This window comes from Ensifer sp. SL37 (assembly GCF_026672675.1).
Taxonomy (GTDB): Bacteria; Pseudomonadota; Alphaproteobacteria; order Rhizobiales; family Rhizobiaceae; genus Ensifer; species Ensifer adhaerens.
Genome location: NZ_JAPPRN010000005.1, coordinates 1 through 21,060, shown reverse-complemented (window position 1 = coordinate 21,060; position 21,060 = coordinate 1). Strand labels below are relative to the sequence as shown.

Sequence of the window (21,060 nt, the reverse complement as noted above, 5' to 3'; positions counted from 1 at the left end):
CGAACATCCGCACATGCGAGCCGATCCAGTCCGGCAAGGTCTGGGTCCAGGTTGCCTCAGCGAATGTGTAGCTCGACGCGCCGAGCACGCCGAGGAACAGCTCTGCCTCGCGGACTTCGCCGGTCTTGCGATCGACGATCGGCACCTTCTTGCCGGAATAGTCGTCGAAGACCTTGTCGCCGGCCGCATGCTCCTGGCGCATCGTCGGCGAGAGGCGCTGCTCGAAACTGCGGAACAGCTCGCAGAAGCGACTGTAACCGTAGCCATCGGGATAGATGCCACGGTACTCTTCCCACAGGATCAGCAACGTTACGCCGGGCTTCTTCAGCTCAATGGAAAGATCGGCCCAGTTAGGCTCCGGCCGCCGCCGCTCCCCCTGCTTGACGCCGGCGCGGGTCAAAAGCCGATGCTCCAGAGCATCGTCTGTCAGTTCCCCTGGCAATGGCCAGCTCAGCCCCGCCATTGCTGCCCGCTTCAGGCTATCCTGCACGGTGCTGCGGGCAACGCCGAGGATCACCGCAATCTCTCGGCTGCTGGTTCCGCTTCCGGCGAGCCGGAGCATCTGTCGTAATTGTCTCATGGTCAGCCTTCTCTTTGCCGGCATCAAAATCTCCTCGTGTATCGGGAGGCTTGATGCCAAAGTTGCTGACCCAGGGGATATCATCAGAGCCGGAAACCGGCCGGTAATTGATTGGAATCGTGGCCGGCTTCAAATCGGAACGGTGGCCGGGTTTTGATCGGAATGCTGGCCGAGCTATGGCGGGAAATGGGTGACGAGGCCGATCAGGCGGCGCGATGGTCTGGGGTCGTCGTTTCGGCGACACCGTCGGTGAATTTGACGCCGGCGATGACCTTTGGCAACTGATTTTCGCCCTTCAGCCGGCGCCAGGTTTTGGCGGCGCTCATGACGAGCTTGAAGACCATGAGCCGTGCTGTGTTGTGGGACAGGCCTCCCTTGGTTCGCACCGTGCGGTGCCTGACGGTGGCGAAGACGCTTTCGATCGGGTTCGAGGTGCGCAGATGGTCCCAGTGTTCGGTACTGGGAAGTCGAAGAAGGTCAGCAATGCCTCGTGGTCCTTCGTCAGGCAGTTGACGGCCTTGGGATATTTGGCCTTGTATTTGTCGACGAAGACGGCGATCGCGACCTCGGCGGTTGCCCGATCCGGGGCATCGCGGACCTCCCTGAGATCGGCCTTCATGTTCGGCTGCACCGACTTCGGCACCTTGTTGAGGATGTTGAGGAGCTTGTGTTGGCAGCACCGTTGATGGCGGGTCGAAGGGAATATCTCCTCCAGCGCCTTCCAGAAGCCGAGCGCGCCGTCGCCCACGGCAATTTCTGGCGCAATCGAAAGCCCGCGGGCCTTCAGCCCGACGAGCAGCTCGCGCCAGCTCTGGGTGCTTTCGCGCACGCCGACTTGAAAGCCGACAAGTTCCTTCTTGCCTTCCGGCGTCGCGCCGATGACGACCAGCATGCAAGCGGCATCGTCCTCCATGCGTGCCTGAAGATAGACCCCGTCGGCCCAGATGTAGACGTAGCGGCGGGCTGACAGGTCGCGGCGTTGCCAGCGATCATAGTCGGCCTGCCACTCCTCCTTCAGCCGGCCAATCACCGAGGGGGACAGGTTCGGTGCGTCCTTGCCGAGTAAGGCGGCAAGCGCCTCCTGGAAATCGCCGGTCGAGATGCCGCGCAGGTAAAGGACCGGCAGCAGAGCGTCGAGGCTCTTCGTGCGTCGTGCCCACTTCGGCAGGATCGCCGACGTGAAGGTGATGCGATCCTCGCCGCAAGTCTCCAAAGCCCGGTCGCGCAGCTTGACGCGGCGCACCGCAACCGGACCGATCCCCGTCTGGATCGTTCTTTCAGGCCCATGGCCGTGCCGCACCACCCGGTCCCGCCCATCGCTCAGGCGTTCGCTGGCCATGGCCGCAAGAAACGCCTCGGCTTCCGCCTCCACGGCCTGTGCCAGAAGCCGGCGCGCGCCTTCGCGTAGAACCGATGTCAGGGGATCATCGAGCGTCTCGGGATGCGGAAAGGAAACAACAGTGCTATCTGTCTTCATGGCGTATCGCTCTTTCATGAGGTTCTGGCAGGCTTGTCACCCGCCTCGATACGCCGCCCTCATCAAACCGTCATCACCCAGTTTCCGTCATAGCTCGCTTGTCCGGCTCGGATGGTTCAAGAATGTGCACGTGAAGGCGCCTAGCGCACAAGAGACACGCGCTCTCCTAAATGCCCGTCGGTTCATCGTCGACAAGGTGACAGGCATTGAGAATTCCATGCGCGCGAATTTGCGTAACTTTGGTCTCAAGGTTGGCATCGTGTCGCGTAGGATGTGGTCGAGCCGTGCACGGGAATTGGCCGCCGGAATCCCGGCATTGGAAATGCTCGTTGAAAGCATGTTGAATATCCGCGACGTATTGCTGCAGGAGCTGCGGACACTCGACCGCAAACTGCTCGAAACCGCTCGTGCCGATCCCGTCGTTCAGACGTTGATGACGGCACCGGGCGTTGGTGCAATTGTCGCGTTGACGTTCCGGAACGCGGTTGACGATGCCGGCCGCTTCAAACGCTCAAAAGATGTTGGACCATGGCTTGGCCTCACACCCAGTCGCTATCAGTCTGGCCAAGTTGATCGAAGTGGTCATGTCACCAAGGCCGGAGATGCATCCGTGCGAACCGCTCTTTACGAGGCTGCAACCACACTGCTTGGGAGAGTAGTGAAATGGTGTGCATTGAAGAACTGGGGTCTACGTGTTGCCCGGCGTAGCGGGATGAAAAAGGCAAGGGTCGCGGGAGTGTCAGGAATTCTGTGCGGTGGGCCGGTTTCATCAGTTGAAGAACCGCTCGCCGAAGATGACGGCGAACTGTGTCTTTGCCTCGATCCACTCCCTCGGCGCGCGCTTCCACTGCTCGGCCGCATTGTTGAGGACCAGATATAACAGCTTCATCGCGGCTTCGTCACCCGGGAAATGGCCGCGCGAGCGCACTGCCCGACGAAGTTTCGAGTTCAACGCCTCGATGGCGTTCGTCGTGTAGATGATGCGGCGGACGCCCTCTGGGAAGGCGAAGAAGGGAACAACGTGTTCCCAATTGCGCCGCCAGCTTTGAGAGATGGCAGGGTATTTCTGGCCCCAATACCCTTCCTCGAAAGCCTCCAGCGCCTTCATTCCAGCCTCGGCATCTCGAGCACGATAGATGGCTCTCAACGCCGGTACGACGGGTTTGCGATCCTTGTAGGACACGAACTCCAGAGAATGCCGGATCAGGTGGACGATGCAGGTCTGGACGATCGTCTGAGGGAAGACGGCCGTAATAGCTTCGGGAAAGCCCTTCAGGCCATCGACCACGGCGATCAGGATGTCCTGGCAGCCACGGCTTTTCAGCTCATTCATCACGCGCAACCAGAACTTTGCCCCTTCGGTCTGCTCGATCCAGAGCCCGAGGATTTCCTTTGTGCCGTCCGCCAGAACTGCGAGCGCGACATAAACGGCCTTGTTGCGAACGAAGCCTTCGTCCCGGATCTTGACCCGGATGGCATCGAAGAACACGAGGGGATAGCACAGCTCGAGCGGGCGGTTTTGCCACTCGCCAACGGCCTCCAGAACCTGGTCGGTCACCGCCGAGATCAGGTCCGGCGACACGTCGATACCGTAGATTTCTTCGAGGTGGCCCTGGATTTCCCGCACCGTCATGCCGCGCGCGTACATGGAAATGATCTTATCATCGAAATCGGGAAAGCGGCGCTGATATTTGGCGATCAGCTGCGGGTCGAACGTACCGGCCCGGTCGCGCGGGATGGTCAACGTCATCTTCGAGGTACCGGTCAGCACCGTCTTTTTCGAAGATCCATTCCGCCGATTGCCCGACGGTCCTTCGCTGCGATCGACGGCGAGATGTTCATCAAGCTCGGCGTTGAGAATACGCTCCGACAGTGCCTTCTTCAGGTCATCCAGCAAGCCGTCCTTGCCGAAAACATCGGATGGATCACGACCAGCAAGAAGTTGGTCCAGAAGTTCTTTTTCGATAGCCATGTGATGATTCGCTCCTTTTCATCATCATGGCCCACCGCACAGAATTCCTGACACTCCCGGGCCATGGCCTGATATGTTCAACCGCCGCCCATACACGAAATTCCTGATAGTCCCGTCGGCGCCGAAACCTTCGACGACTACAGAACGCAGCTCCTGCCCTGGTCGGCCTGCGAGGCACGGCTGGCAAAATATTGCGAAGCCCTCGGGCTTCCCACAAGTGGCGAACAGCTTGTCGACCAGTTGCGGCAGGAACTGACCGCCACCGCAGAGGCAGTCGATGCGGGCTTCCCATCCAACGCCGAACTGACGATCGATGCCGACGGCGTTCCCCATCTTAAACAGCTCAAAGCCAAGTCCATCCCCGAGGGGCTGCAGGCCTTCGAGACGGAAGTCCTCGCCCGCATGCGTGAGCGCCATCTGCTCGACATTCTTAAGGACGGAACCTTCTGCACCAGCTTTACGCGCCACTTCGGGCCGCCGTCCGGGGCCGACCCGAAGCTCGGTAGGGCCGCGCAACGCTATGTCTTCACTACCTTCGGCTACGGCTGCAATCTCGGTCCTGTCCAAGCCGCTCGGCACGCGCCCGGGATCGCCAGCGCCGATACGCTGCGCCGGCTCAATGCCCAGCATATCAACACACCCAAACTCGAAGCCGCGATGGTCGATCTGATCAACGCCTACGATCGCTTTGCCTTGCCCAAGCCTTGGGGCGCGGGGCGCGCCGCGATCGCCGATGGAACCCATGTCCCCCTTCGCGAAAACGACCTGCTGGGCTCCCAGCACATCCGTTACGGCGCTTATGGCGGCATCGCCTACCATCATATTGCCGACAATTACATCGCGTTGTTCACCACCTTCATCCCCTGCGGCGTCTGGGAGGCCATCCACATCCTGGATGGGCTTATGAAGAACCGTTCCACGGTCCAGCCGGACACTCTCCATGCCGACACCCAAGGCCAGAGCGAGCCCGTGTTTGGGCTTTCGCGGCTCCTCGGCATCATGCTTATGCCGCGCATGCGCAATTGGGGCGACGCCACTTTCTACCGTCCCGACAAATCGGCGCGCTACCAACATATTGACAGGCTCTTCACCCGCGAAACCGACTGGCGGCTGATTGCAACGCATTGGCAGGACATGATGCAGGTGATCCTCTCCATCCAGGCCGGCTTGGTCCTGCCCTCCATGTTGCTGCGCAAGCTCGGCTCGCACAACCGCAACAACCGACTTTACCAGGCATTCCGTGAGCTTGGACGGGTCGAGCGCACGCTTTTCCTGCTGCGTTACATCGCCAATCCCGAGATCCGCGCACAATCCGCGCCGAAACCACGAAAATCGAATCCTTCAACGATTTCCTCGACTGGATTACCTTCTGCGGCCCGACCATCAAGAGCGGTGATCCCGTCGAGCAGGAAAAGCAACTCAAATATGCCAGCCTCGTCGCAAACGCGATCATGCTTTCCAATGTCGCCGACCTCACCGAGGTCCTGACCTCAATGGCAGCCGACGGCCATCAGGTCACGCCAGATCTCGCGTCGTCCCTCAGCCCCTACATCCGCAAGCACATTCGCCGCTTCGGTAAATACGACCTCGATATGGACGATCAGCCAGCCCCGCTCGCGCCAAAGCCCTTGCCGTTCGACCTGCCTGTGTGAACTTTTTACACGTACTTTCAATCATCCCTATCTTCGGTGAGCGCTTCATCAGGGCCATGGCCTGATATGTTCAACCGCCGCCCATACACGAAATTCCTGATAGTCCCCCTCAACATCCTCAACAAGGTGCCGAAGTCAGTGCAGCCGAACATGAAGGCCGATCTCAGGGAGATCCGCGACGCGCCCGATAGGGCAACCGCCGAGGCGGCGATCGCCGTCTTCATCGACAAATACAAGGCCAAATATCCCAAGGCCGTCGACTGCCTGACGAAGGACCGCCAGGCATTGCTGCCCTTCTTCGACTTCCCAGCCGAACACTGGGACCATCTGCGCACCTCGAACCCGATCGAAAGCGTCTTCGCCACCGTCAGGCACCGCACGGTGCGAACCAAGGGAGGCCTGTCGCACAATACGGCGCGGCTCATGGTCTTCAAGCTCGTCATCAGCGCCGCCAAAATCTGGCGCCGGCTGAAGGGCGAGGATCAGTTGCCAAAGGTCATCGCCCGCGTCAAATTTACCGACGGTGTCGCCGACTCGACGACCCCAGACCATCGCGCCGCCTGATCGCCCTCAGAAGGGCACTTCGCAGTGCAAACCCAGTCATCAATGAGAACATCCATGGTTGCGATATCTGCTGCTTCCCAGTCCGCCTACGTACCTGTTCAAGAGCCGCCGAACGATAGAAGTGCGCCGGTATCTTCCTCTGAAGGCAAGTCTGCTGCAATCAGGCAAGCGCGCGCAGCACCTGATACCGCTGTGCAATCGACTGCAAGCACGGTCCCGCCGGAAACAGCAGAACCGGAAAGCGAGCTGGATACGTTTGTGACGGCTTCGCATGGGTTTGTGACAGATCCGTTGCGCAAGTATTATGAGGGGCTGGATTCGACCGGCAAGCGAGAGCTGCTGCGACACCAGCTATATTTGACCCAGACCACGTTCGGCGCCAAAAGGATTTTGGCCCTGGGAGATCTAAAAGAAAAATTCCTGCAGGACGACGCGGCCACCAAGCTGAACAACAATACGCCGGAACAGCAGAAGTTCCTGACTGCGCGGCGTCAAATGACGCTTGATGTTCTTCAGAGTATATTCAAGAATAGGAAAAATTCCGAGGTCGTTGACGAAACCGTGAAGGCGGCCCGGAAGGCGCTGATTGATCATGAAGACCCCGATTTCTCGGTCGAATCGGATCTGGACTCCCTGAATTCAATTCAGAGGAAGGTTATCGAACGCATCGAGGACTATGATTCTGACGTTGGCGATGACATCGACGCCTACGATAAGGCAGATGTACAGAAAGCCCTCTCCAGGTTTTTTGCGCAGTCTCCCCTCAGCCCTCGAGACGCTGACGTTATTACGACCGGCCCCGAAGTGCTAACACAGGCCTTTGGCGATGTTGGGTACTTGCCCTACCTTCTGTGCTTCAACGATAGCCAGGGGCCATTCCGGCGCACAAACATGACCGATTCAGCCCTCAACGCCGCCTACGAGATCGCGTTTAACTCAAAGGAACTACAGGGTTTCCGCGCTGAAGTGCGCGCTTTGGCCGATCGTCCATCGCAAGATGGCGGTACGCTGGAGGCGCGCCGAGAGTATCGGAACGCAACAGCGCTTGCCTTGCCAGTCTCTGCGTTCAAAACCGAGCCTTACATCAATGCCGAGCTGCAGAAGATCGACCCTGAACTTTTCGCTGTGACCGAGCTGAGTGGATATCAATCCAGCGAGCACTTTACCCAGGAGACCTTGAGCAATGGGGTCACCACCCTCGCGATAGCTGCGCAGGGAGCCGCCCAACACGCCGCGCAGACGACACTCGGGGCAGATTTTGACGGGATACAACCAGGCCAAGGCTCATTCCATTCCCAAAGGCCGGAGATGTCGCAGATCGATATTGGTTTTTTCAAGCAAGCGCTGCTTGCGCAAATACCGGACGAGCCGACTGAATTTCTTGATGATGCCGACAGATACGATCCGGTTTTCTCGAGCGGAAAGTCGACCTTCCGCAACCCACTTGGGGGATTTTACAACGTAACCGAACCACTGGCGCGGACGTACTCGTACCGTGCCAAAAACGGTGAACTGTTCATCTACAATCCCTGGCCCCCGGGCTATAAGGAGCGCCAGAAGCTTGGGCAACCCCCTCTATTGCAGAAAGTCAACGAGACCCCAGGCAACCAAGAATACAGTGATGGAGAAATCATGACGTATCTGGGCGAATCATTGCAATATACCCGCAGGGATAATGTCGTCATCGTTCCCAAAAGAAAGCAAGCGACCGCCGCCAGCGTTGCGCAAAAACGAGGAGAGGTTGTCTTTCCTTTCGGCATGAGCGAAACAGTCAAGAAGGTGTGGAACCTAAACCTTTCTCCTCGCCACACGCAGGATGTCGACCAATTCTTCCAGAAGAATCGGGATGAACTGGTCGTCAATGTCAGCCAGTCTCTGGATGCCATTCCTGTGTTCACGACCATTGCTCAAGAAGGTGAGCTGAATTCCACTGAACAAAAGAGAATTCAGGGGTATTTGTACGAGTTCCTCGACGGAAAACGCAAAGCCCTCAGAGGCAGTGCCTCTAAGCTATCCCTGTCCGGGCGCGAAGAAGTCCTCAATCCGAATACACTCTTTTTGCCAACAGGAGAAGATGAACAATTTTCCGGCATGCTGATCAATCTAAATCAGCAAAAAATTGCGGTCATACCGAAAGGTCTGAAGGCGCAGTTGGCTCTCTTTAAGAGCGAGCAGTTCAGAGAAATTTTCGCCGAAGGGATCGACGCCAAAACCAAAGGCGAGATGGCGTCGAAACTAAAGAAGATGGAGCAATACAACAGCGGCAAATATCTGACCAATCCGAGTGTATACCTTAAGGCCTTGGAGGCCCGCGGGGGCAAATTCTATCTCCCAATTGACCGCCCTACGGCAGATGAGGCGGATGCTTTGGAATACGATCTTCGTGATTACATTGCGTGGACGGCCTCAGGGCTTGTGTCTCCCAACGACGAGGATATCGATTCGATCGTAAAGATCGCGGATATCCTATCTGAGGCGCCACGCAAGTCGGGTGCCAAAGAAAAACTGGTTGATTTTACCTGCACTCTCTATTTGAACAAGATAAAGCAGAGTGCCACGGGCCAGAGCATCGACGAACTGAAGTCTAAAGATAGCAATCCGATCGTTTCCGACTGGAAGAATTTGCTGAAGAGCGACTGGGATTATAACACCACGTCGGCATGGGAAAAATCAACCAAAGACGCTTTGCGCGTGTTGCGACCAGCGCTAACCGGAGCTGGCTATGCCTTGTCCGTAGGATTGTCGGTCGCATTTCCGGGGGTGGCAGCTGGCGTAATTGCTGGCGTCGCGGCAACGGCGGTGACAGACATAGCAGCAGACGCCGCTGAACTTGCCGCGACGGATGACCTGGAGGAAAGAGACCGCTTGGCCAGGGGCATGGTTGAAAAATTCTACACCTCGATCGCAGCCGAGATGACGCTGGGAGGCGCGACGAAGGCCATCGCGGTCTTGGCCAAGCAGACAATTGGCCGGCTCGTACGAAAAAGCGCTTCGCAGATCGAGGGCGTTGGACGAGAGGCCGATGTATCGCAATTGATCCGTGACATCGAGACAGCCGTTGACGCTGAAGTGAAGAATTTGCCTGTTGGGCCTAAATCCAAGGCAGCATTACGTGGCTCCCGGAAACCCGCAGCCAGTCGTCAAGCATCGGACCCGCAGCCAGTCGAAATTGGGCCTGAGCTAGCAGAATTGTTGGTGAAGTGTGCTGACAACAACGTATCACAGCTTGTCTGGTCTGAAGTCTACAAGCGGTCATTTATGCACATGCTCGCGTCTAACCCTGAGGGGTTTAGCGGCGACTATAAGGCGTTGTTGAAAGCTGTTCAGGGGAAAATCGCAGCGGAGGCCGCCAAGGGTGGTCGTATCAGCTTGGAACAGTCACGAAAGATACTTGATGCTGGCAATCGGATCGATGAATCCAAGATGGTTCAAGAGCTCCTCGATGCCGGTGTCATTCACAAGAACACGAACGGGGCGCTAACGAGCCTCATTGAAGATCGGGGCGCAGCCACATTCAACAGAGCTGAGACTGCCTCGCCGTCAGGTTCCCTTGACGGACAGCGGACAAGCCCAGCCCCTCGGAGGAATTCTGATAGTGTATTGGCGGAAGTTTCGGCCGACGTATCAGGCCTCAAATATGGGCTCGGAATCGGTGAGCCTGAAAGCCTGATCACCGAAAAGCACGTGAAAATGTGGGAAGCCGGCTTCAAGGGCTGGAAGCCAAAACAACTGCAAGACGTCGCGGATGTTCTCGACGAGCTTCAGGGCAAGAATCTGGATACGGTTGACGCCCAGGCTCTGCTGGCCAAGTTGGGAGAGAAGCTCAACGCGCTGTCTATACCGGCGGATCCGTCAAGCCGAGCGTTTCAGGAAAAAACCAGATTGCTGGCTACCATTGACTGGCACAAGCCGATGAGCTCGGATGAGATTGACGCCTATGTCACCGCGAACAGAACCTCCCTGTTTCCACCTGTGGCAGAGGGCGATCTCGCGGATCCGGCAGTTCGCCAAATGCGAGAAACCATACTCAAGAGAAAAATGAAAGAAGAGGGCTATTCGAGACATCGTCTTGAAATCTCAAGGGGACTTTCGCGCCGCGGCACGAGCTTTGATGATCGCCAATGGACCGGATTACGCCTCTGCCAAGAGGCGACCGCTGCCTTGGGCGGACCTGTCCGGGAGTATACGCCAGCAAACAGCGGCTCGAACATTACGACAAATCACTTCATTATCGACAACGGCAAAACGTGGCGCGATCCCACCTGGAAACAATTCTTCTCCGAAAGTGAGACGCTCGGCAAGCCGCCCATATTCAGCGGGACCGCAGAGCAGTTCCGTGCGATGGGACTCGATCGAAATCGAACGGAGAACTATCTGAAGCTGATCCGAAAAGGACAGGCTCCCAAGAAAATACGTATCCACATCGGATAGCGACGATCAGCCGGCCTGGCATTATACTCTGCTTCTTTGCCTGATCCAACAAGCTTGCGCGCAGGGTCGCGACGAACTGACCGAGATGCTGCTGCGCTGTGTCTTCCACGAAGGACGTTGACCCGTGCGGCATGGAGGTCTCCGAGGCGAAGCGGCTTAAGGCCATGTGGAGTGCTCCCCGTTTCAGCGGACAGATCGGCTAGTTTGATTAGCCCTGATGAACTGCCGAGGGGAAGCCATCTTGAGGGCGGAATGGGGATGGATTTCGTTGTACAACGCGACAACGGAACACCCACGGGATTGAAGTTCGCGAGCTCTTATACCCGTGGCATCCCTGGTTTGGGCGGCTCGTTCATATTCATGAGGTGCTCGCGAAGGGCGGCGCTGTTTTCCGTTGCAGCCTTTCCGGCGCTTCCTCTGGCAGATCTCTTGAAGTACCAGCATGGATGTTCGATCGGTCTCTGAGTACGATTTGGCGCACCATGCCGTTTGCCCATGTTGAACTTGCCTGCCTGCATGCTTTGGCCGGTTTCCGCGGCGCGGCGAGCTATGACGGAAACTGGGTGATGACGGCTTGATGAGGGCGGCGTATCGAGGCGGGTGACAAGCCTGCCAGAACCTCATGAAAGAGCGATACGCCATGAAGACAGATAGCACTGTTGTTTCCTTTCCGCATCCCGAGACGCTCGATGATCCCCTGACATCGGTTCTACGCGAAGGCGCGCGCCGGCTTCTGGCACAGGCCGTGGAGGCGGAAGCCGAGGCGTTTCTTGCGGCCATGGCCAGCGAACGCCTGAGCGATGGGCGGGACCGGGTGGTGCGGCACGGCCATGGGCCTGAAAGAACGATCCAGACGGGGATCGGTCCGGTTGCGGTGCGCCGCGTCAAGCTGCGCGACCGGGCTTTGGAGACTTGCGGCGAGGATCGCATCACCTTCACGTCGGCGATCCTGCCGAAGTGGGCACGACGCACGAAGAGCCTCGACGCTCTGCTGCCGGTCCTTTACCTGCGCGGCATCTCGACCGGCGATTTCCAGGAGGCGCTTGCCGCCTTACTCGGCAAGGACGCACCGAACCTGTCCCCCTCGGTGATTGGCCGGCTGAAGGAGGAGTGGCAGGCCGACTATGATCGCTGGCAACGCCGCGACCTGTCAGCCCGCCGCTACGTCTACATCTGGGCCGACGGGGTCTATCTTCAGGCACGCATGGAGGACGATGCCGCTTGCATGCTGGTCGTCATCGGCGCGACGCCGGAAGGCAAGAAGGAACTTGTCGGCTTTCAAGTCGGCGTGCGCGAAAGCACCCAGAGCTGGCGCGAGCTGCTCGTCGGGCTGAAGGCCCGCGGGCTTTCGATTGCGCCAGAAATTGCCGTGGGCGACGGCGCGCTCGGCTTCTGGAAGGCGCTGGAGGAGATATTCCCTTCGACCCGCCATCAACGGTGCTGGCAACACAAGCTCCTCAACATCCTCAACAAGGTGCCGAAGTCGGTGCAGCCGAACATGAAGGCCGATCTCAGGGAGGTCCGCGATGCCCCGGATCGGGCAACCGCCGAGGTCGCGATCGCCGTCTTCGTCGACAAATACAAGGCCAAATATCCCAAGGCCGTCAACTGCCTGACGAAGGACCACGAGGCATTGCTGACCGTCTTCGACTTCCCGGCCGAACACTGGGACCATCTGCGCACCTCGAACCCGATCGAAAGCGTCTTCGCCACCGTCAGGCACCGCACGGTGCGAACCAAGGGAGGCCTGTCCCACAACACAGCACGGCTCATGGTCTTCAAGCTCGTCATGAGCGCCGCCAAAACCTGGCGCCGGCTGAAGGGCGAAAATCAGTTGCCAAAGGTCATCGCCGGCGTCAAATTCACCGACGGTGTCGCCGAAACGACGACCCCTGACCATCGCGCCGCCTGATCGGCCTCGTCACCCATTTCCGACCATAGCTCCGCCGAAACCACAGCGCAGCCTTCAAGGCGCGTGTAGCCCTTGCTGCGATCCAGGGGGAGAAGACGTTATCGGAGCTTGCGCAACAATACGACGTTCACGCCAACCAGATCACGACGTGGCGAGATCAGGCGCTTGCGGGCATGACGGCGATCTTCGACACGGGATCAAAGCCGTCGGAGCCTGCGGTGGATGTAAAGACGCTGCACGCCAAGATCGGGGAGCTTTCGCTGGAGAACGATTTTTTATCCGGCGCGCTCACCAAGGCGGGACTGTTGGGGAGCGTAAAGAAATGATCGACCGCGATCACGAACTGTCCATCACCCGCCAGGCCCGAGCTTTGGGGATCAGTCGCAGCATCGTCTACTACATGCCACAACCGGCGTCGCCGGCGGATCTTGCGCTGATGCGTCGGATCGACGAGCTGCATCTGGACTACCCGTTCGCGGGCAGCCGGATGCTGCAGAAGCTTCTGACGCGCGAAGGCGTTTGACGTCGGCCGACTGCATGTGCGGACCCTGATGAAACGCATGGGGATCGCGGCGCTTTACCGCAAGCCGCGCACGTCAGCACCCGGCGATGGGCACAAGATCTATCCCTATTTGCTGCGCGCTCTGAAGGTCGATCGGCCCAACCAGGTCTGGGCAACGGATCTGACCTACATCCCGATGGCGCGCGGGTTCTGCTATTTGATCGCCATCATCGATTGGTTCACGCGCAAGGTTCTGTCGTGGCGGTTGTCGATCACCATGGACGCTGCGCCATGCGTCGAGGCTCTCGAGGAAGCGCTGGCCTGCTACGGCAAGCCCGAGATCTTCAACTCGGATCAGGGCAGCCAGTTCACCAGCCACGACTTCACAAAGGTGCTGCTCGACCACAAGATCAAGATCAGCATGGACGGCAAGGGTGCCTGGCGGGACAATGTCTTCGTCGAGCGGCTGTGGCGGTCGGTGAATGCTGCGCGACATCGCACTTGACTACTCAGCGACATCGCTGGTGACGCGCGGGGCCGACCGGAGGATGGGCGTAGCCCGTCCGTAGGTTGGCCCCGCGCGGCGCGGATTTTTCCGCGCCTTCGGCCGCGACGATTGCCTTAAGTCCTGGATCTTCAACTGCGAGGAAGAGGACCTGGATGCCAGGCAAACCGATCACGGATCAGCAAGCGAGACTGTATATGAGATTGAACAAAAAACATCCTCGGGAAACCGCCGCGGCGATGTCTGGCTTTAGCGCCAGCACCGCCTTTCGGCTCGACAAAGACCCGCGCCTTCCCTCCGAGAAAAAGGCGCAACGCGGCCACGGCGGCGGTACGCCCGATCCTTTCACCGATCTCTGGGAAAGCGAGGTGGTTCCGCTTCTCGAGCGCGCGCCGAACTTGCGTCCGGTGACCATTCTGCGTGACCTTTGCCTGCGCTACCCCGAGCGCGAGCTGACAGCGGCACGGCGCACTCTTGAGCGGCGCGTGCGGGAATGGAAAGCCGCCCATGGGCCGCAACAGGAAGTGATCTTCCGCCAGAACCATCCACCCGGTCGCCAGGGCATGTCAGACTTTACCGACTGCCGGTCGCTGGGCGTGACCATTGCCGGCGTGCCACTTGACCATCGGCTGTACCACTTCGTTCTGGTTTACAGCGGCTGGGAACACGGTGAAGTCGTTCTGGGCGGCGAGAGTTTTACTGCTCTGGCCAGCGGCCTGCAGAACGCATTGTGGAGCCTGGGTGCTTGTCCGATTGAGCACCGCAGCGATTCGTTGTCGGCGGCTTTCACCAACCGTGCCGACGAGACGCAAGAGGACCTGACCCGGCGTTACGAGGCACTTTGCGCCCATTACCAGATGACGCCGACCCGCAACAACCGCGGCGTCGCCCACGAAAACGGCAGCATTGAAAGCCGCAATGGTCATTTGAAGGACAGGCTCGAACAAGCGTTGCTGTTGCGCGGCTCGGTACCGACTTCGCCACGCTCGACGACTACCGCCGCTTCGTCGCCGAGCAGATCAGCAGGCATAATGCCTTGCGCCGACAGGAACTGGCCGTCGAGATGGATCATCTCAGGGCGTTACCGCAACGCAAGACCACCGATTACGATGATGCCGTCGTTGTGGTGACGTCGTCTGGCGGCTTCACCTTGCGCAGGGTCTTCTATACCGCCCCCTCCACCTATATCGGCCACCGCCTGCGGGTCCGGCTCTACGACGATCGCCTGGAATGTTATCTCGCATCCAGCCATGCCTTTACCCTGCCGCGCGGACGTCCACCGTCCAGTGGCAAGAGCGGCCAACACGCACATGTCGTCGATTACCGCCATGTCATTCACAGCCTTCGCCGTAAGCCGCAAGCGCTGGCCAATCTCGTTTACCGCGACCAGTTGTTTCCCCGTGCCGCCTTTGCCCGGACCTGGCAGGCCATGAACAAGAGGCTCGATCAGCGCACCGCCTGCAAAACCATGGTCGGCCTTCTCTGGCTTGCCCATTCCTGCGCATGCGAAGCCGAACTCGCATTGGCATTGGAGATGATCCTCGACGCAAGGAAGCTGCCCGATCTGGCCGCCTTGCAATCCCGCTTCGATGTCGCCGGCAATAGCGTCCCCGACATCGAGGTCGTGCTGCCCACAGCAGCCGACTATGACCGCCTTCTCACAGCAGGAGCAATGCAATGAACACCTCATCCGTCGATGTCGCAAAACTGCCGCTCATGCTGGCGAACTTGCGGCTTCCCACCTTCGCACGCCTCTGGTCTGAACTCACTCAACGGGCCGACCGCGAAGGCTGGCCGGCCGCACGGCTGTTGGCCACGCTTTGCGAATTGGAGATGGCCGAGCGCGTGCAACGGCGCATCCAGCGTCATCTCGCCGAGGCCCGGCTACCAGCCGGAAAAACCCTCGACAGCTTCGACTTCGCAGCCGTTCCCATGATCTCAAAGGCTCATGTCATGGCGCTGGCAGCAGGCGATGCCTGGCTCGCCAAAGGCGGCACGATCCTTATGTTTGGACCGCCAGGATCAGGCAAGACCCACTTGAGTGCGGCCCTCGGTGCTGCTCTCGTCGAAAAAGGCTTGCGGGTTTTGTTCACGAGAACCATCGATCTCGTTCAAAAACTCCAGACGGCCCGGCAGGAACTCGCATTGACAGCCGCCATCGACAAGCTCGACAAATTCGATCTGCTCATCCTTGATGACCTGTCCTACGTTCACAAGGACCAAGCCGAGACCAGTGTGCTGTTCGAGCTCATTGCCGCCAGGTACGAACGGCGATCCATCATGATTACAGCAAACCGGCCATTTGGAGCCTGGGATAGCCTCTTTCCCGACAAAGCCATGACCATCGCCGCCATCGACAGGCTCGTGCACCATGCAACCATCTTCGAGATGAATGTCGAAAGCTTCCGACGCCGAACAGCCACAGAGCAACGGCACTCAGCGACAGTGGCCACCAGCGCCAGCGACATCGATCAGCGACATCGCTCTTGATCAAAAGAAACGGATCAGTCACTACCTAAATGTGGCCGTAGAATCAGTCACCAGCGATGTCGCTCGCTATGTCATCTGCGATGTCGCGCTATAGGTGAAATACGAAGAGGTCTACCTCAAGGCCTACGACAGCGTCCGCCAGGCCCGTGCATCGATCGGAAAGTATCTCGACTTCTACAATCAGAGACGGCCACATTCGAGCCTTGACGGCAAGACTCCGGATGAGGCCTACTTAACCCCGACACCGCTGCCCGAAGCGGCTTAACCACAGGCAGGATTCCACTTAAAAACCGGGAAGACCTGTCCAAACAAACCGAGCCACCTCTGTATCATCGCCCTGCCACACCCTATCAGCGGCTGCTTGACGATGCACGCACGCCGGAGGATACACGCCTTCGCCTCAAGGCGATGTACCTGACGCTCGATCCGGTTCGGCTGCTCCGCGACATACGCCTGGCACAAGAGAGATTGGTCGAAATTGCTGACAAGCCTGATGGCTCCCCTGCCACCGACGGCGAGGCATTGCCGCTCGAAGACTTTCTGTCCGGGTTACGGATTGCTTGGCGTGGTGGTGAAGTGAAACCGACCGCCCGCGCCAAGCCAGCGGCCAAGCGAGAGCGGCGGAGGCCCGATCCTCTCCTCGCCGTCACTGCCGAGCTCGAGGAATGGTTCGAGGCTGAGCCTTGGCGAACTTCACGAGAGTTGCTTGAACGCTTGCAGGTCAAATACCCCGGCGTGTATCCCGACGGCCTCATTCGGACCCTGCAGCGTCGAATGAAGATCTGGCGCAGTGCGCAAGCCAATGCGTTGGTGTTCGGGCCATTCGCCGACGCCGCGCGGCAGACGGAAATTGTAGCGATCGCGCAATGAGATCATTACCGAGCGATAGAGGATCGGAGAGGCTGGATCTCGGGAACAACCAGTGAGGCAATCGAGAACATCCGAGTGAGGCAACGGCATTGTTCTTTGGGAACACTCTTGGGTGAGGCAATACGAATCTCACCTTGTTTGTCGCCGCGCATTGTGATCATGGATACGGTCGAGCACGTCGGCCAGGTAGGCCTGCGGATCGATGCCGTTCATTTTTGCTGTCTCGATGATTGTCATGGCCCGTGCCAGGGTCTCCGCGCCGGTGTCGGCGCCAGCGAAGAGCCAATTTTTCCCGTTATGCAAATCTTTGCATAAAAGAAATTATGCGAAGCTTGGGATTATGCGCAGGTATCGTGGCGGAAGCAGCACGGCGGCCGTGTCCGCCACAACGATCTCAACATAATCAGAGCGACTGTAGAAAGGTCATCAGTTCGTCGGAAGCTCGGAAGCGTGCGGCAGAGGCGCCGGCGGGCTGCAGCTTCATCAGCGCCTGCTCTTTCATCGTGAGGTCGGCTTCAACGTACATGTGCGTCGTTGCAGTGTCCTCGTGACCGAGCCAGAGGGCGATGACGGTGATATCCACGCCGGACTGCAGCAGATGCATCGCCGTCGTGTGGCGGATAACGTGCGGCGTTACTGCTCGACCGATGAGCGCCGGGTGCCTGCACCCAGCCACTTCGACCGCAAGCTGTAGCCTTTGCGTCACGTTCGAGCGTGTCATCCGGCCACCACTGCGGTTTGGAAGAAGCATCGCATCGGCAGGCGGCTCACCGAGCCGCCGACGCCAGCTACGAAGCAGCGAAGCCGTTGTTCGCCACAGCGGTACTGATCGATCCTTGCGACCTTTGCCATGTAAATGGACAGCCGGTTGTCCTTCGAGCACGACATCGCCCCAGCGCACGCCGATCATCTCGGAAACACGCGCGCCTGTATTGTAAAGGGTGCTGAACATGGCGCGGTCCCTCTGGCCAGCCCAAGTTCTAGCGTCCGGGGCCTCGATGATGGTGCGGATCTCATCTCTCGACAGAAAGCCGACCATGGGCCGGTCAAATCGCTTTTGCGGGATTGCGAGCGCCCGTTCGATGGTGGCCAGAGCATCGATGTCGTGGTGTCCAGCGTATTTTAGGAAAGTCCGTATTGCCGCGAGGCGCGCATTGCGACTTCGCACGCTGTTGCCACGTTCGTTCTCGAGATGATCAAGAAACGCCAGGAGCAACGGCGCGTCGAGGTCCAACAGCGCAATCGCGCTTGGTGTTCGGTGCAGTCGCTGTGCGGCAAATCCCAGGAGCAGCCTCAGCGTATCGCGATAGGCTGCAACCGTCTGACGACTGACGGCACGGTGTTGGCCAAGATGCTCGAGAAAGAAGCGCTGGACGAGGTTAGAGAGGGACGGCGCCTTGCGATCAGACATGGGCGTCCTCCCCGAGGGCGAAGCCTTCGAAACGCGATCCGGCGATAGCCATCAGATCGGGGATGCCAGTCATGTACCAATAGGTGTCTGACACTTTGGTATGACCGACATAGGTCGAGAGCGCCGCGATGGCGTTGTCGATGTCGCATCCGTCTGCTTGCCAGCGCTCCAGCCGGCGGCAGATGAAGGTGTGCCTCAGATCATGAATGCGAACGTGGGGATAGGAACCGCGCGGCACGATTCCGGCTGCGAGGCGAAGTCGTTGAAAGACGCCGTAAACGGTTCGCTTGTTGAGGCGTTGCCCACTTGCGATGGTGAAGAAAGCTTGCTCCTCCTCCAGCCTGACGAAACGCTCTCGAATATGCAGATATGAACCAAGCGCGTTGGCAACCGACAGATGAAACGGCACATGCCGAGACTTGCGGAACTTGGTCATGCGCACCGTTGCACAGCAGGCTTCGATATCGACATCGCAGCAGCGCAGGTTGATCGCCTCCGAAATGCGCAGGCCGGTTGCGGCGATCAATCCGATCAACGCCTCGAACACGACCGATCGCAGTTCACCCTGCGATTGGAGCGCGCGGGCCGCGGCCATTAGGCCGAGGATCTCGTCGTCGGTATAGATATGGGGCGTCAGTCTCCGCCGCGACTTTCCGAATATCTGCGTTTCTGGAAACTCTGTCGCCGGATCCAGGCGCGTCATGTAGGCCGCAAAAGGCTTCACGACTGCCAGCCGTCCAGCCCAGGTGAAGGGGAGACTGATGCGCGACCGCTCCTTTGTCCAGCGGATGACAAGGTCGTTGGTCAGTGTGCCGCAGTCCTACTCGTCGGCGAAACCTGCAAAGGACCTCAGCAGCCGAGCGTCGGGGCCGCTGCCCTGAAGCCGAGCATCGAGCGTTCCGCCAGATAGGCTGCGACATGCTCCGAGAGCTGCCATGCTGAGCCAGCTCCTCGCCGATCATGCAGCGCTTCACCAAGCCCTGGGATTCAAGTTTCGGACCCCGGGTATTCTCCTGCGCAACTTCGTCGCCTGCGGATTTCGGATTAACGGGACACCGATTCCGGTAAATTGCGGACAGTCGTTTCATTAATTCCCGGACAGTTTCACGGGATCGACTTTCGTCCGCCTGGTTGATGTCAGCGGCTATTGATTTCGTCGTTTTGCGTTGTGGTCAAGAGCGGCCGTGATTTTGGCTTTCGCATGCTGTCGCCTTCGAGGGCAATTCGATGGGCGTTGTGAACGATGCGATCGAGAATAGCGTCGGCGATCGTCGGCTCGCCGATCATCTCATGCCATTGGGGGACCGGCAGTTGCGCAGTGATGAGGGTCGATTTCCTGCGATAGCGCTCTTCAAAGATTTCCAGGAGATCCAGCCGCTGCTGATCGGTGAGGGCATGCGTGCCCCAATCGTCGAGGATCAGCAGTTGGACGCGGGCGAGCTTGTCGACCAGTCGTGGGAAGCGGCCGTCGAGACGGGCGAGCGCCAGATCCTCGAAGAGCCTGGGCATGCGGACATAGAGAACGGAATAGTCGAGCCGCGCGGCCTGTCGTCCGATGGCGCAGGCGAGCCAGGTTTTGCCTGTTCCCGTTTGTCCGGTGAGGATCAGATGTTCATGGGCTTTGAGCCATGCTCCTTGCGCGAGCGAGAGGATTTGCCGACGGTCGAGCCCCCGTGTTGCGGCGAAGTCGTTCTCGATACAGGCGTCGGGGAAGCGCAGTTTGGCAGTTACCAGCCGATTGGTCAGGCGCTTGTCGGCACGAACGGCGATCTCCCGGTCGAGCATCAGGCCGAGCCATTCATCGCGGCTGAGATCGTTGCCCTGCGGCTGGTCGCTCAGTTCGCGATAAGCTGTCGCCATGCCGGACAGGCCGAGAGCGAGCATCTGGTCGAGGGTTGGATGAGTGAGCATTGAGAGGCTTCCTTTCTTCACTGGTAATAGGAGCTGCCGCGGATGTTGTTGTGTGGAGGAGCGGGCTTAACCGGCTCGGCGGCGGGCGGAGCCTGATCGAGGCCGGATTTGAGGATGGTGCTGACGGAGGAATAGCTGAGCGCATTGATCGTCAGCGCCCGTTCGCATGCCGCCTCGAGACGCTCGGGGCCGTAGCGACGCGAGAGTGACAGAACGCCCTGCGCGGCGCGGTATCCCTGTTGCGGATGCGGCCTGTCGCGCATCAGCCGCTCGACCAGAATCGCCGTATTGCCGCCGACCTTCGCGGCCTGCTTGATCAGGCTCGCCGGCGTGGTGTTGGCATAGTGCTGATGCGTCTTCGGCATGTGCTCGCTGACGGTGACGTGCCCGGCGCGCTGCGAGGTGCGGCGGTGGCTGGCGACACGCTTGTGATCGTGGAAGACTTCGACGATCCGGGAGGTCAAGCGAACCTCGACCTGCCGGCCGATCAGGCGATGCGGCACAGAGTAGAAGGCCTTATCGACCTCGACATGGTAGTCGGGATGGACCTTCGCCGATTTCCATTCGGCATATTCGAAGGCGGTTGCCGGAAGCGGCGCAAGTGCCGCACGTTCGATTTCCTCGAAGAGCTGACGCCGGGACTTGCCGATGCGGCGCATCGGCCGATTGTTGAGATCGTCGAGAAGCTGGCTGATCCGGATGTTGAGGTCGGCAAGGCTGAAGAAGTGCTCGTTGCGCAGCCGCGCCAGGATCCAGCGCTCGACGATGAGAACGCTGCCTTCC

The 21,060-nt window shown here is 59.1% G+C and carries 9 protein-coding genes and 9 pseudogenes; 10 read left to right on the top strand and 8 right to left on the bottom strand.

The genetic code is table 11. From position 1 onward, the window contains the following. Positions 1 to 604: pseudogene (locus OVA00_RS12005) on the bottom strand (IS21 family transposase); the annotation flags it as partial. Between the two features lie 179 nt (positions 605 to 783). After that, a pseudogene (locus OVA00_RS12000) lies at positions 784 to 2,057 on the bottom strand (IS256 family transposase). On the opposite strand from OVA00_RS12000, the gene OVA00_RS11995 reads away from it, so the two are divergent. Then, on the top strand, positions 2,056 to 2,937 hold the full coding sequence (locus tag OVA00_RS11995) for a transposase (protein ID WP_268089000.1): 882 nt from the start codon (positions 2,056 to 2,058) through the stop codon (positions 2,935 to 2,937). The pseudogene OVA00_RS12000 and the gene OVA00_RS11995 overlap by 2 nt on opposite strands. On the opposite strand, the gene OVA00_RS11990 is transcribed toward OVA00_RS11995, so the two are convergent. After that, positions 2,827 to 4,029: an IS256 family transposase gene (locus OVA00_RS11990; RefSeq protein ID WP_268088633.1), complete on the bottom strand. Its 1,203-nt coding sequence runs from the start codon at positions 4,027 to 4,029 to the stop codon at positions 2,827 to 2,829. The two genes, OVA00_RS11995 and OVA00_RS11990, sit on opposite strands and share 111 nt — an antisense overlap. 114 nt (positions 4,030 to 4,143) lie before the next feature. Between OVA00_RS11990 and OVA00_RS40040 the strand changes: the two are divergent. The 9 genes and pseudogenes from OVA00_RS40040 to OVA00_RS11940 form a co-directional block, all read left to right on the top strand. Next, positions 4,144 to 5,681, top strand: a pseudogene (locus OVA00_RS40040) (transposase); the annotation flags it as partial. Positions 5,682 to 5,792: 111 nt separating this feature from the next. Then, positions 5,793 to 6,245 (top strand): annotated as a pseudogene (locus OVA00_RS11975) (transposase); the annotation flags it as partial. 54 nt (positions 6,246 to 6,299) lie between these two features. After that, positions 6,300 to 10,676, top strand: coding sequence for a hypothetical protein (locus tag OVA00_RS11970; protein WP_268088999.1), 4,377 nt, complete (start codon positions 6,300 to 6,302; stop codon positions 10,674 to 10,676). A 640-nt stretch (positions 10,677 to 11,316) separates the two neighbouring features. Then, positions 11,317 to 12,588, top strand: coding sequence for an IS256 family transposase (locus OVA00_RS11965; protein ID WP_268088860.1), 1,272 nt, complete (start codon positions 11,317 to 11,319; stop codon positions 12,586 to 12,588). A 32-nt stretch (positions 12,589 to 12,620) separates the two neighbouring features. Next, positions 12,621 to 13,571, top strand: a pseudogene (locus tag OVA00_RS11960) (IS3 family transposase); the annotation flags it as partial. 179 nt (positions 13,572 to 13,750) lie between these two features. Beyond that, a pseudogene (gene istA, locus OVA00_RS11955) lies at positions 13,751 to 15,276 on the top strand (IS21 family transposase). Next, the gene (istB, locus tag OVA00_RS11950; RefSeq protein WP_268088654.1) at positions 15,273 to 16,085 is read left to right on the top strand and encodes an IS21-like element helper ATPase IstB; all 813 of its coding nucleotides are present in this window, start codon (positions 15,273 to 15,275) and stop codon (positions 16,083 to 16,085) included. Before istA ends, istB (OVA00_RS11950) begins: the two are co-directional and overlap by 4 nt. Before the next feature lie 94 nt (positions 16,086 to 16,179). Next, positions 16,180 to 16,350, top strand: a pseudogene (locus tag OVA00_RS11945) (integrase core domain-containing protein); the annotation flags it as partial. Between the two features lie 62 nt (positions 16,351 to 16,412). After that, positions 16,413 to 16,955 (top strand): annotated as a pseudogene (locus OVA00_RS11940) (transposase); the annotation flags it as partial. A 129-nt stretch (positions 16,956 to 17,084) separates the two neighbouring features. Here OVA00_RS11940 and OVA00_RS11935 read toward each other — a convergent pair. From OVA00_RS11935 to OVA00_RS11915, 5 genes and pseudogenes are all read right to left on the bottom strand, one after another. Further along, positions 17,085 to 17,246: pseudogene (locus OVA00_RS11935) on the bottom strand (transposase domain-containing protein); the annotation flags it as partial. Positions 17,247 to 17,358: 112 nt separating this feature from the next. Beyond that, on the bottom strand, positions 17,359 to 18,366 hold the full coding sequence (locus OVA00_RS11930) for a tyrosine-type recombinase/integrase (protein WP_268088849.1): 1,008 nt from the start codon (positions 18,364 to 18,366) through the stop codon (positions 17,359 to 17,361). Continuing rightward, positions 18,359 to 19,090, bottom strand: a complete 732-nt coding sequence (locus OVA00_RS11925) for a tyrosine-type recombinase/integrase (RefSeq protein WP_268088848.1) — start codon at positions 19,088 to 19,090, stop codon at positions 18,359 to 18,361. The genes OVA00_RS11930 and OVA00_RS11925 overlap by 8 nt, the downstream gene beginning before the upstream one ends. Before the next feature lie 413 nt (positions 19,091 to 19,503). Next, positions 19,504 to 20,277, bottom strand: a complete 774-nt coding sequence (istB, locus tag OVA00_RS11920) for an IS21-like element helper ATPase IstB (RefSeq protein WP_268088847.1) — start codon at positions 20,275 to 20,277, stop codon at positions 19,504 to 19,506. 17 nt (positions 20,278 to 20,294) lie between these two features. Then, a partial coding sequence (locus OVA00_RS11915) for a Mu transposase domain-containing protein (protein ID WP_442780497.1) occupies positions 20,295 to 21,060 on the bottom strand: 766 nt, incomplete at its 5' end.